The organism is Ilyobacter polytropus DSM 2926 (assembly GCF_000165505.1).
In the GTDB taxonomy this organism is placed as follows: Bacteria; Fusobacteriota; Fusobacteriia; order Fusobacteriales; family Fusobacteriaceae; genus Ilyobacter; species Ilyobacter polytropus.
The window spans coordinates 167,518-179,589 of the sequence record NC_014632.1 but is presented as its reverse complement, the minus strand read 5'-3'; the positions used below and the strand labels follow the sequence as shown (position 1 = coordinate 179,589).

Here is a 12,072-nt window from a genome sequence, read left to right as displayed (position 1 = left end):
AGCCATCCTTATTTTTTTAAATTTATTTTCTTTAATTTTTGGATATTATCTCGGTGTAATTTCACTATTTTTTCTGAGAAACTATATTTTTCATTTAAAAGATCACTGAGTCTATAACTTTTTATATAATCTTTTTTCTGATTATAATACAAAGCTGCATAGTACATCTCGTGAGGCTCCATTATTTTTTTGTTTTCTATCTCTTTAACAATTGATTCTTGGAGAACTGGGTTTTTTGAAAAATAGATATAACTTTCCTTAGAACTGTCTGTGTTTCCTTCTTCTAAGGGATATCTAGTGGCATATTCTTCTTTGTATCTAGGATAACTTTTAGAAAGTTCTTTCAGTTCTGACTTTCCAATATATTTTCTGTAGGGATAGAGGGCGTCTATCTCTCCTTCTGTATATAAATACCGTGCAGCGGCACCTCTATACTCAGCTGGAACAACCAGATCATTTTGTATCAAATAAACTGCATAGGGCTCTCTGTTCCCCATTCTTTTTAGTTTCTCTGCCACTTCCCTGTCTATATACTGGTCTTCTAACTCTTCAATAAGTTTTTCCGTATAATCACTGCTGCCCTTTAATATTTCCTTTTCCATCAACTTTATTTTCAAAGGTCCGTCGGAACTCTTTATTCTTTCCCTGTCTAAAACTCTGCTGTCTATTACCTCAGTATACGTTTTTACAAGATTGGATTTTTGTGATTCACTGGCCAGTGCAAAAAGTTGCTTTAAGATCTCCTCTCTGTAAAAACTTTTGGGATAGAGATACAAGAATTTTTCTCCTTCTGAGTAAAAAAGTGACTTTTTATTTTTTTCCAAAAGTTCTTTTAGATAGAGGTGGTGGTATTCCTCACTTTGGGTCTTTAGATATTGGATAATATTATTATCTTTTGTAACTGTCCAAAGGGTATAGAGGACTCTGTTATTTTTTTTCTCCAAATATTCTTTTACAAATTTTTCTTTTGCTGCTTTATATCCCTCTGTATTTTTTTCATATTTCAGATACAGCAGTTTTTCTGCAGGAGTCTTTAGGTCCGCTTTGATATCCTCACTTTTGGCAAAGTCAAAATAATCATAGTAACCCTCAACATCCTCCAAGTTTTTTATATTATGGTACTTATTTTCTAGTCTGTCTTTTTTCGTTGCAAACATATCAAATAATTTTTTAGAAGGACTTTTCTCCTTCAGCTTATATTTTTTTAATTTATCTACTATTTTTCTTATATCACCTTTAGTCCATTTGTTAGAGTTAAAAAAGTGTCTCTGCTTTTCTTCTTTACCCTCATAAGACAAAAACTCCTTGATTTTATTTACTTTGTATTTTTCTTTTGAAATCGGAAGTTTTTTATTTGCTATTTCCCTGTATATCTTCTTTTTATATTGAACTGATTCTAGGTCGTCTGCAGAAGAGATAATACGATCTAGATTCTCCTCTATTTTTTTATAATTTTTCTCAATATTATAATATTCCAAAAGTTTTCTCGGGTCATTTTCTTCCTTTATATATAAGTTCAGATAATCTTTAGACTTTGATTTTGAACCTTCTTTCAGATAAATAACAGCTAGTTCAAAATAAGCTTCGGCATCTTTTTTTCCCGAAAGATAATCTATGTACTCAGAATCTGATTTTGGAAAAAACATAGTCAGTTCCTTTGAATTTCGAAGTTCATATCTCCCCTCAGTTTCTCCGTATGATAATATTGATATTATCATAAAAAATAGATATATAAATCTCATGTCATCACCTTCGGTTTTTTTAAGGATTTCTGATTATTTTAATTACTCTCGCTGAGTTTTTGCTGTATCTTATCTATGCCTGTTACTTTTTCTTCATATGTAGTCTCTAGAGTATCTCCATCGTCTTTTACTTTTGTGGTTTTCTCAGTAACCATAGTTTCTGGATTTTTTATGGTTTTAAGTACACTGCTACTAGACCCCTTGACCAAGTTAAATCTCTGTGACATATCTCTGCTCATTATTATTTTGGGAGTTATAAAGATCATAAGGTTGGTCTTTGACTTTTCATTACTAGAACTCTTGAAAAGATAACCCAATATCGGTATCTTACTCAAGTAGGGGTCTTTGGTATCGGTAGTTGACTTTGTATCCTTTATGAGACCGCCTATGGCTAAAGTCTGACCATTTCTTACAATTACATTGGTTTCTACCTTTCTTGATGATACATAAGGCACACCGTCATCAGTATACCCAGTTACCTCACTTATTTCAGGTGTAACCTCTATTTTTATCATTCCGTCGTCTGTTATTACAGGAGTTACCTCCAGGGTAATCCCCACATCTTTAAACTCATAACTTGTAGATGTTGCATCTCCGCTGTCACTTACATATTCTAGCTCCTTATAAGGTACCTCTTCAGTTAGTTCTATCGTTGCTTTTTTCCCATTTAAAGTTGTTATCACAGGTTTGGCAAGTATCTCTGTAGTATTGTCCTCTACCACATTTCTGTATACTGCACTAAACTGGTCACTTCCTAGAAGTCCCAGACCCAGAGTTATTCCGTCAGAGAGACTAGAAGCGTCATAGTAGCTGTCTGTTCCAGATAGATAGCCTCCGCTTCCATCACTGCTGTCAGCCTCTGTCAGATTGTTAGAATTATAGCCCCAGCTCATTCCCCAGTCTCTCCCGGTTCCTTCCTGTACCTCCAAAATTCTGGCTTCTATAACCACCTGCAGATCAGGTACGTCTATCTTATCCATAATATTTTTCAGTGTGTCAGCCTCTTCACTTGATGCGATTACAAGGAGTCCTCCCAGAGATTCACTGTATTTTATATCTCCTGCTATCTTATAACCAATCTCTCCCAATATTTCATAGGCTTTTTGAGGAGTCATATGCTTCACTCTTATAAGTTCTACATTTTTCTGAGCATCCTCTTTTTTTATTCCGTCACGTTCATCTAAAAAACTTTTTACACTTATAAGTTCTGATTTTTTAGCCCTTACAGTGATAGAGTTCGTTCCTTCATTTACCACAGAAGTATCGCCATCTTTAAGAAAAAGCTTCACATCTTCTGCCACTTCAGAAGCATCTATTTTCTTAAGTGAAAATACTTTTGATACTGATCGGTCTGATTCTTGCATTGTTTTCGCTTCTTCTAAACTCATTATTTCCACTAGATTTCCGCTTTGCACATAAGTATAACCATTGGATCTAAGTATCGCTTCTAGCAGATCGTCAAGCTGAGTATCCTTTACACTCATGGTCACGGTTCCGGATACTTTGTCACTTATCACTATATTTAGGTCGTTGCTGAAAGAAAGTGTCCTCAAAACATTTACTAAATCAGCTTTATTATAGTCCACCGTAACTTTTTGATCAGGGGCTATAATCTCTCCGTTATACCCGGCACCAAAAATTGTCGATCCAAGAATTGAAAAAGCTGTTATAAGTCTTACCCCTTTTTTTATCGTCTCCCCCATATTTTATTGCCTCCAAAGTTCAAGTACTTTTTTTTCACCTTTCTTGTCTACCAGCACCACCTCTCTGCGGTTTATAGACTTCACAACAAGACTATTAAAACTATCTCCTTCCTGTAAAATCTGACCGTCTGAAAAAGTTGCACTCTTTTTTTTACCAAGGATAATCCCGGTCAATTCTGGTTTCCCGTCTTCACCCTGTCCGTAGGAATGAAATATATTCCTTGTAAGCTCTTTTTTCTCATTATTTTCAGCCTCTATACTACTCTGAAATTTCTTCCACTCTTCATCTTTTATCTTATCCCCGGAAAAATCATGTCTAGGGCTTATCTCCATAAGCATATTAAAATTATCTTTTTCTGAAAATTTCAGATACAATCCCATAAAAAGAAATATAATAATTCCAGCAATTATAACATGTATTTTCCCAATTCCAGTCGCTTTGGTTTTTAAATTTTGAAAATCAAGTTTTTTCCTCATAAAAAGCCCCTTATTTACAGATATCAGTTTGTTGTATATATAGAAAAAGTAGCCTTCACAATCAAATTAAAGTTTTCCCTCGAGATATTCATATCTTCTAGGTTTATATTCTTTTCTAGGTTATCTATATCGTCTAAAAAGTTTTTCAAAGTTAGAAAATCCGTTTCAAACTCAGTATTAAATATATATTTATGGTCATTTTCACTCATGTTTTGAGCGAGGTTTATATTTGACAGTTTTATATTATTTTTCTTACTGAGTTTTGTCAGCTCCTCAGTAAGATATCTTTCTTCTCCCTTACCTACAAGCTTTGCCTGCATATAATCCCTTTGATATTTCATTTTGTAATAATCTCTGTATCTTTTCTCCAGTGAATTTATTTTATTGACATCTTCCACATACTTCTGTTTCTGCTGTATTATTGTGTTTTTGTTGCTCTCAACTCTTTTTTTCAAATTTACCATTATTATATTTTGAAAAAGTATATAAAAGGTAAGGCATACAAGTAGTTGTAGTAGCACTGCCTGTTTCTCATTTTTTTTCATTTTTTTCACCGCCGGAAAGTTTGACCTCTATAGAAAAATCATTTATTCTGTTATTTTGCTGAAATTTCACAGTTTTCAGTAACCTTACAGAGCCCGTTATTCCCTCTAGACTGCTCAAAAGTTCATTTATATAAACTTCTGCATAATCATCATCTGAGATTGCCTTTCCCTCCAGGTGAACCCTATCACCAGAATACTTTATCTCCTCAAAATATATTTCTTCAGGGAGAATTTCAGATACCTCATATAAAAAATTGTTGAAAATTGTATTTTTACCTATTCTTTTAGAAAGATAATCCGTATCTTTTTTTACATTTTTTATCTTTTTTTCTAAAGCATCTGACTCTTTTATATAATCAGAAAGTTCTCTGTTTTTTTCAGATATCATCTTTATCTGTTTTGTCTGCTCTAATTCCTGCATCTTATAATATCCAAACTTTATGCTGCAGAACATAACAAATACTATCGCTAAAAAGATATACACAGGGTTTTTATTTATTTTAAAGGGAAGCTTAAGCTTGCTCTTAAGCCTGTATATTCCCTCTTCACTCTGCATCGTTCCGGCCAATAGATTCCAATTGTTATCACTAAAAATTTCCTGGGTAAGATCACTTTCTAGGAATCCGGATTTCACGTTGTAGTCGTAAATGTTTCCTATGTACAGTTCTCTTTCAAGGGCAGCCCTTATATCTTCAGTCTTTAGCTCGCCTCCTGAGAAATAAACTGTATTGAGAACCTCACCGGAATGTTTAAACTGAAAATAATCTATATACTGTACAGCCTTCCTTAGGATCTTGGCCAAGGTAGATTCACAGGCCATGTTTAGCTGAGGCCCTATATCTACGCCTCTTTCCATTAGCTCCGTTGCCTTTATATTACTTACATAGCTGTGTTCTTTGAGGTATTCATCCGCTTTTTCTTTTTCTATATTCAGTATTTCAGAGATACTTTTTACAAAATCCCTTCTTCCCACGTTGATTTTTCTGTATAAAGACAGCTTATCCTTAAAATATATTGCCGCTATAGTGTGTGTATCTTGTATATCTATAAAGAAACTGTTTTCTTTTTTATTTGCGTATTTCCTCATTCCTCTGTCAGCGGCAAAGGGTTCGAAGTCTATCCCATGAAGCTTAAGCAAAGATATTTTTTCAAGAAACTCCTGTGTCATAACTTGCGTATAGACACCTTGCAGCATTTTTGGGCTAAAATCCCCTATAGCCCCGTAGGCTATCTTGTCAGCATCGTCTACCAGTTTTTGATTTTCAAGTTTCCTCCTGATTATCGACTCCATCTCCTCTTCAGGTACATTGGGAAGCTCTATCATCACATGTTCCATGCTGTCTATTCTGCATAATAATACTTTTTTGTATCTTGTCCAGCCCTTGGATTCTATTATCTCTTTTATCTTTTCCACAGAGGAAGATATATTCCCTTTCTGCTCAGAAGAAATAGCCTCTCTGTGTATATCCTCTATACTTATCCCGTTCTTTCCCTGGGCACCTAATATAAACTTTATTGAATTTTCAGTAAGCTCTATAGATAGTCTTTTCTTCATCTGCCCCTCCAGTTGCTTGGAATATCTTTTGCTTCTTAACTTAAATTAGTTAGGTGTTAACGTCACAGTTATTTCTATCGTCTTAAGTGCATTTGACTTATTGGTAAGATACAATTTTGATCCTGCCGTAATATTAGCTGGCCCTTCAAATATATCGTTTTCCAAAGAGATAGATGTTGTATCAACCTCTACTGCTGATAGTTTATCAGAATTACTAACTATTTTTACGATATAATCTCCATATTCAAAAGCAACCCCATCAAAAATAGTTTCAATAGATACAGTAGTCTTTCCTTGGTTTTTACCATATAATTGTAATGTATATACTTTGGGTCCTATCAAATCTTCAGTTTCACTTTCATCTCCTGTATCTTCACCACTAGAATCATCAGTTGTTTCTTCATCAACTAGTATCACAGTTATCTCCTCAGCATAATAGGACCTCTCCTGATTTTTTAGCGACAGAGTCTTCTCACTAGAGAGCCTCCCTAGCACCACAGCTATACCACTCATGAGGGCAAGTATGAGTAAAACTAAAGGTAGTATAAATGCTTTTCTATTCATCGACCCCTCCCTATCAAGGCTCACTGAGAGTAACTGTGATTTCAATATATTTATTGCTACCATTGGCACCATTTGCCATATTAAATATAAATTCCATAGTAGAACCAATACTTTGGCCTTCCCACTCATATGGTGTAGTAGTATCCGTAGTCCCATTATATTTTACACTGTTAATTTTATTACTATTACCACTACTATACGTAGCCGTTAGCATAATGTCTCTTATCTCACCAACATAACCTGTGTCACTTATAGTTATCGTGCTTAAATCAGCTTCTGTTACTGTTTGGGTCCATTCTGTTGTAAGCTCTGTTGTCGTGGTTACATTCTCAAACCTCAGGGCATATCCACCCGTTATTTCACTGCCCTCTGACAGGCTTATTACCGGCTCTATGTAATAATTCGATCCGTCTTCAGAAGTAATTATTACAGGATCGTCCTCTAGTTCGTCATATTCCCAATTGGAATTTATACTGTTTTCCACTAGGGTGTTTTCATATACTTTTAACCCCAATCCATCTATATTAAAATTTTTATTCACCTTTACAATCGCAGTTCCGTCTCTGCTTATATTCCCTGTACTATCCACCGAATAAACAACAGAATCAGTCGTAGTCCCCTCTGATGACTTTATCTCTATAGTTCCGTTGGAGTTAATTTCCAGTGTTTCCCCTGATCCCATACCCTCAGATAATTCCTCTAGATCCCTGTTCACATAGGTGAAAAAAGTCTGGACATCGGCCCATTTCCTCTCACCAAGTGTCCCTTCGCTGAACTCCTCCAGATATGTTTTAACTATCACAGAAAAAACTCCCAAAACAAGCAGAAGTGAGCCTATTGCCATTATCAGCTCTATCATAGAATAGGCTTTTTTCTTTTTCAAAGACTCACCTCCACATTATTCAGACGTTTTCGTTTCGTCCACAAGATTTATTTTTAATATGCTTTTAGCAAGATATTCGTTGTTTCTCGTGAGGTAGCTAGTCACCGTCACATCGAAACTTTCATCAGTTCCTTCGGTAAAACTTCCTACTTCAACTGTCCTGTAGATGCTGTCGTCCACAAGTTTACTTTCAGCAAAATCAAAGTCACTGTCATCCCAGTCAGGCATCGTATAGATTCCTTTTGTTTCACTTTTACTTTCACTTCTTTCCCCACATATATCTTCTATCTCATCATAAATTGTACCTAGATTATCGTAACCGCTTACCTCAGTAGGAAGATAGGAGCTTATCTCCTCCATGAGCTGTCTGTTGTATTCCAGAGCCTTGGTAAAGTTTCTGTTGTAAATAGTGGCTTCAAAGGATAAGTTGAGACTTGCTAAGAGAGGGATCACTCCCACCAAAAATATAGATATCGCAATAAGCACCTCTGTATAGCTCGTCCCCAGCTTCTTCCTCATTTTTCCTCCTAGTCCCTGTCTATAGGCAGGGTGGCTATCCCGTTTAACCTTAGATCACCAAACTTGTTTTTTTCATCTCCGTATGTCACCTTATAGTATCCTGCCACAGCTATCATGGCGGCATTATCTGTACACAGACCCATAGACGGATAATACACCTCTATACCTGATTTTTTAGCCTTCTCTTTCAGCTCTTTTCTGAGGAGTGAGTTTGCAGCCACTCCTCCTGCTATTACTATGTTATTCACTTTTTTCTCCACAGCTGCTCCTATGGTCTTCTTGCACAGTATCTCTACTACCTTATGCTGAAAGGCCGCAGCCAGGTCTTCCTCTCTGAAAGTCTCACCCTTCATCTTCATCTTATTCACATAGTTTATCACAGAAGTTTTTATCCCTGAAAAGCTGAAGTCATACTCTCCCACCTTAGGTTCAGGCATTTTTATAGAGTCCTTGTCCCCTAGGTACGCTAGTTTGTCTATCACAGGTCCTCCTGGGTAACCTAGACCCATTACCCTAGATACCTTGTCATAACTCTCTCCCACAGCATCGTCTAGAGTTCCCCCGAGATTGGTGAACTTATGATTTTCATCTATATGCACTATGTTTGTGTGTCCCCCAGATACTACCAGGGCAATAAGAGGTAGCTTCACGTCATTTTCCACAAAGTTGCTGTAGATATGCCCCTTTATATGATGCACAGGTATTATCGGTATGTCATGGGCATAGGATATCCCCTTTGCAAATGACAAGCCCACTAAGAGAGCCCCTATAAGTCCAGGAGCATAAGTTACAGCTATATAGTCTATATCATCTAAGGTCACTTTTGCCTCAGATAAACTTTCCTCCATTATGGCAGCTATGTTTTTGATATGATGTCTAGATGCTATCTCTGGCACGACCCCGCCGTACTCTTTATGTATCTCTATCTGAGAAGATATTATATTTGAAAGGATCTCCTTCCCGTCTTTGACCACTGAAACAGAAGTCTCATCGCAGGAAGTTTCTATTCCCAAAATTATCATTGTTTTCAACTCCCTTTTGTAGTTTATTCCATTTTAAAATTATACCATTAAATATCTAAAAAAAAAAGAATCCAAACACCTCTTACTAAGTTAAACCAAGTATTGAATTTATCCAAAAGCTTCTGTTACTTTCTTTGCTTGCCCAAAGTACCCCAAGGGCATTTCCTCCCTTTGGTCAGGGCAAAAGTAACCAAAGAAAAGGCACCCAATTAAAATTAATGAAACTTGTAAAAAAATTTACAAGAACTAGAAAATATATTCGTTTTACTCATTATTTTCTAAGTCAAATCACTTCTGAACTAACTTTCTATTGAAATATAGTCGGTAAACCTCCTTATTTCAATGAAAGTGGATTTCACAAGATGATTTCTTAACGATATTTTTTAAAGGGGGGAAGTAGTCTGAAAATTAAAAGATTTTTATTTTCACTCTGTGAAACTCTCTTCTTTTCTCTGTGTCCTCTGTGGCCAAAAGGTTTTATCTTTATTCGTGTTAATTTTTTTGCCTTTTATCGGTTTTCATTCGTGACAAAATCTTTTGACTCTAATATTGTTGTAAATTCAGTAATTTATAACAATATTTTCAAATAGTAGCCTGAGTTAATTAAAAAAAACAGCCTGAAACCAGGCTGCCTCTCTTAGGCAAGTTCGTTGTCTGCCACAAAATATTTTGGATCTTCTACTATATTTATCTCTATTATCTCTTCTGCATTTTTCAAAAGTTCATAACAGTCACTGCTAAGATGTTTAAGCTTCAGCTTTTTCCCAGCCTGTCTGTACTTGTCTGTTATATTATTGATCGCCTCTATAGCCGAGTGGTCTGTAACCTTTGATTTACAAAAGTCAATTGCCACAACTTTAGGATCATTTTGTACATCAAACAACTCTTTGAAGTTTGCTGCAGATCCAAAAAACAGAGGTCCTTCTAAAATATATGTCTTAGTCCCGCTTTCACTGACCTTTGTTTCTGCCGAGATTCTTTTTCCTTTTTCCCATGCAAAGATAAGGGCAGATATTATTATCCCAACTATTACTGCGAGAGCCAGATCGTGTTCTATAGTTATTATTGCAACAATAACTATAATAAGGAAATCTTTTTTAGGTATTCTCTTCCTATATTTCAGACTTTCCCATGCAAATGTCTCAATAACAACCATAAACATTACACCGACCAAAGCTGCAAGTGGTATTATCCCTATAATCTTTGAACCAAATAACACAAATGACAATAAAGCAAGGGCTGTAGATACTCCGGAAATTCTTCCTCTTCCTCCACTTGTTAGGTTGATCATAGACTGTCCTATCATAGCACAACCACCTGTTCCACCCATCAGTCCGTTTATGAAGTTTCCTATCCCCTGTCCGATACTCTCTCTGTTGGCCTGTCCTCTGGTGTCTGTAAGATCATCTATAAGAGACATTGTAAGAAGTGACTCGATAAGTCCTACCATTGCCGCAGTCACTGCAAAAGGAAGTACAATTTTTAAAGTTTCAAAACTTAAAGGCACTTCTGGAATGTGAAATTTGGGTAATCCTCCGGCTATACCACCCTTTGAGAATTCAAGAACATTTGGTATGTGAATTCCCATCTTGTTACTCCACATAGAAAGTCCGGTTGTGACTCCTATTGCCACTAGTGAGGCAGGTACAGCCTTTGTCAGCTTTGGAAGAAAATGGATTATACCCATTGTAAGTGCCACCAAACCTAAAACTGCATATAGCTGAATTCCAGACATCCACACGCCGTCTACCTTAAATTGACTCAGTTGAGCCAAAAATATTACCACTGCCAGACCATTTACAAATCCAAGCATCACAGAATGTGGTATCATTCTGGCAAATTTTCCAAATTTTAATACTCCTACCAATATCTGGACTATTCCCATAACCACAACTGTTGCAAATAAATACTCTACACCATGCAGAGCCACCAATGCAGTAAATACTACCGCAATACTTCCTGCCGCCCCGGAAATCATCCCAGGTCTTCCTCCGAAGATCGCTGTACAAAGACCGATTATAACTGCCGAATTAAGTCCCACTATAGGGTCAATCCCCGCTACAAAAGCAAAGGCAACCACTTCTGGAACAAGGGCAAAAGCCACAGTAAGTCCAGCCAAGACATCATCCTTGATACTCAATTTTTCTTTTAAAAAACTACTCATTCTTCCTCCTGTCAAAATACAAACTAATATATCTTAAAAAAAAATCATTTTTCATAAATCAGACACTATTATATCATGAATTATATTTTTTGACAAGTTTAAGAACGATTCGGTGTTCGGTTTTAGATAGATCTATCTTATCGGTACACCTTTTTTTCTGAATATCTCCTTAGCTTTTTCCACAGCCTCTTTTGTAGGAGGCTCTACACCCTTAAGTTCATATTCATATCCTAGCTCCTCCCACTTATATTCGCCTAGGCTGTGGTAAGGCAGTATCTCCATTTTCTCTACATTTTCTAGGCTAGCTATAAAGTCGCCCAGCTTTTCTAGCAAATCCTCTCTGTCAGTGATCCCAGGTACAAGGACATGCCTTATCCATACAGGTTTTTTTATATCAGACAGATATCTTGCAAATTTAAGTGTCGGCTCTAACTCCACCTTTGTGAGATCTTTATATATTTCAGGATCTATACACTTTATGTCCAAAAGAACTAGATCCACATATTCTAGCGCTTCTTTGACTGTATCATTTAGATATATTCCGCTGGTATCAACCGCGGTATTGATGTCATTTTCTTTACACAACCTGAATAACTCCTTTGCAAACTCAGCCTGCATAAAAGGTTCTCCTCCTGAAAGAGTCATTCCTCCGCCGTTTCTAAAGAAAGGTTTGTATCTAGATATCTCTTTTACTATATAGTTGGCATCCTCTTCATAGCTGGCATCTGGCATATGCCAAGTATCCGGGTTATGGCAGTATTTGCATCTCAAAGGACATCCCTGTGTAAAAACTACATATCTCAGACCCGGTCCGTCTACTGTTCCACAGCTTTCGTATGAGTGTAACTTTCCCAATACTTTACCCATTTTTCATCTCCATCCTTATAAATAATTTTAT

The 12,072-nt window shown here is 36.2% G+C and carries 11 protein-coding genes; all 11 read right to left on the bottom strand.

Annotated elements, in window-relative coordinates:
• Positions 1–8: 8 nt before the first annotated feature.
• The 11 genes from ILYOP_RS00870 to pflA all read right to left on the bottom strand — a co-directional run bounded on the left by ILYOP_RS00870 (position 9) and on the right by pflA (position 12,041).
• A complete protein-coding gene (locus ILYOP_RS00870) occupies positions 9–1,742 on the bottom strand; it encodes a hypothetical protein (protein ID WP_013386623.1) in 1,734 nt (577 codons plus the stop codon).
• 38 nt (positions 1,743–1,780) lie between these two features.
• Positions 1,781–3,445, bottom strand: a complete 1,665-nt coding sequence (locus tag ILYOP_RS00865) for a type II secretion system protein GspD (protein WP_013386622.1) — start codon at positions 3,443–3,445, stop codon at positions 1,781–1,783.
• Positions 3,446–3,448: 3 nt separating this feature from the next.
• Positions 3,449–3,922, bottom strand: a complete 474-nt coding sequence (locus ILYOP_RS00860) for a hypothetical protein (protein ID WP_013386621.1) — start codon at positions 3,920–3,922, stop codon at positions 3,449–3,451.
• A gap of 23 nt (positions 3,923–3,945) precedes the next feature.
• Positions 3,946–4,467: a type 4a pilus biogenesis protein PilO gene (gene pilO / locus ILYOP_RS00855; protein WP_013386620.1), complete on the bottom strand. Its 522-nt coding sequence runs from the start codon at positions 4,465–4,467 to the stop codon at positions 3,946–3,948.
• A complete protein-coding gene (locus ILYOP_RS00850; protein WP_013386619.1) occupies positions 4,454–6,022 on the bottom strand; it encodes a PilN domain-containing protein in 1,569 nt (522 codons plus the stop codon). The genes pilO and ILYOP_RS00850 overlap by 14 nt, the downstream gene beginning before the upstream one ends.
• A 45-nt stretch (positions 6,023–6,067) precedes the next feature.
• Complete coding sequence (locus tag ILYOP_RS00845) at positions 6,068–6,586, bottom strand: hypothetical protein (RefSeq protein ID WP_013386618.1); 519 nt, start codon at positions 6,584–6,586, stop codon at positions 6,068–6,070.
• Positions 6,587–6,599: 13 nt separating this feature from the next.
• A complete protein-coding gene (locus ILYOP_RS00840) occupies positions 6,600–7,469 on the bottom strand; it encodes a hypothetical protein (RefSeq protein WP_013386617.1) in 870 nt (289 codons plus the stop codon).
• Positions 7,470–7,484: 15 nt separating this feature from the next.
• Positions 7,485–7,988 carry a type IV pilus modification PilV family protein gene (locus ILYOP_RS00835; RefSeq protein ID WP_013386616.1) on the bottom strand — a complete coding sequence of 168 codons (504 nt, stop codon included), beginning with the start codon at positions 7,986–7,988 and terminating at the stop codon, positions 7,485–7,487.
• Between the two features lie 8 nt (positions 7,989–7,996).
• Entirely contained in the window at positions 7,997–9,010 is a 1,014-nt protein-coding gene (gene tsaD / locus ILYOP_RS00830) for a tRNA (adenosine(37)-N6)-threonylcarbamoyltransferase complex transferase subunit TsaD (RefSeq protein WP_013386615.1), read from the bottom strand.
• A gap of 637 nt (positions 9,011–9,647) precedes the next feature.
• Positions 9,648–11,174, bottom strand: a complete 1,527-nt coding sequence (locus ILYOP_RS00825) for a SulP family inorganic anion transporter (RefSeq protein WP_013386614.1) — start codon at positions 11,172–11,174, stop codon at positions 9,648–9,650.
• A 132-nt stretch (positions 11,175–11,306) separates the two neighbouring features.
• Positions 11,307–12,041 carry a pyruvate formate-lyase-activating protein gene (gene pflA, locus ILYOP_RS00820; protein WP_013386613.1) on the bottom strand — a complete coding sequence of 245 codons (735 nt, stop codon included), beginning with the start codon at positions 12,039–12,041 and terminating at the stop codon, positions 11,307–11,309.
• Positions 12,042–12,072 lie beyond the last annotated feature (31 nt).

Excerpts from the sequence above, each read along its gene's own strand:
- ILYOP_RS00870 (WP_013386623.1), bottom strand. The coding sequence starts at position 1,742 with ATGAGATTTATATATCTATTTTTTATGATAATATCAATATTATCATAC.
- ILYOP_RS00835 (WP_013386616.1), bottom strand. The coding sequence starts at position 7,988 with ATGAGGAAGAAGCTGGGGACGAGCTATACAGAGGTGCTTATTGCGATA.
- pflA (WP_013386613.1), bottom strand. The coding sequence starts at position 12,041 with ATGGGTAAAGTATTGGGAAAGTTACACTCATACGAAAGCTGTGGAACA.
- pilO (WP_013386620.1), bottom strand. The coding sequence starts at position 4,467 with ATGAAAAAAAATGAGAAACAGGCAGTGCTACTACAACTACTTGTATGC.
- ILYOP_RS00860 (WP_013386621.1), bottom strand. The coding sequence starts at position 3,922 with ATGAGGAAAAAACTTGATTTTCAAAATTTAAAAACCAAAGCGACTGGA.
- ILYOP_RS00825 (WP_013386614.1), bottom strand. The coding sequence starts at position 11,174 with ATGAGTAGTTTTTTAAAAGAAAAATTGAGTATCAAGGATGATGTCTTG.
- ILYOP_RS00850 (WP_013386619.1), bottom strand. The coding sequence starts at position 6,022 with ATGAAGAAAAGACTATCTATAGAGCTTACTGAAAATTCAATAAAGTTT.
- ILYOP_RS00845 (WP_013386618.1), bottom strand. The coding sequence starts at position 6,586 with ATGAATAGAAAAGCATTTATACTACCTTTAGTTTTACTCATACTTGCC.
- ILYOP_RS00865 (WP_013386622.1), bottom strand. The coding sequence starts at position 3,445 with ATGGGGGAGACGATAAAAAAAGGGGTAAGACTTATAACAGCTTTTTCA.
- tsaD (WP_013386615.1), bottom strand. The coding sequence starts at position 9,010 with ATGATAATTTTGGGAATAGAAACTTCCTGCGATGAGACTTCTGTTTCA.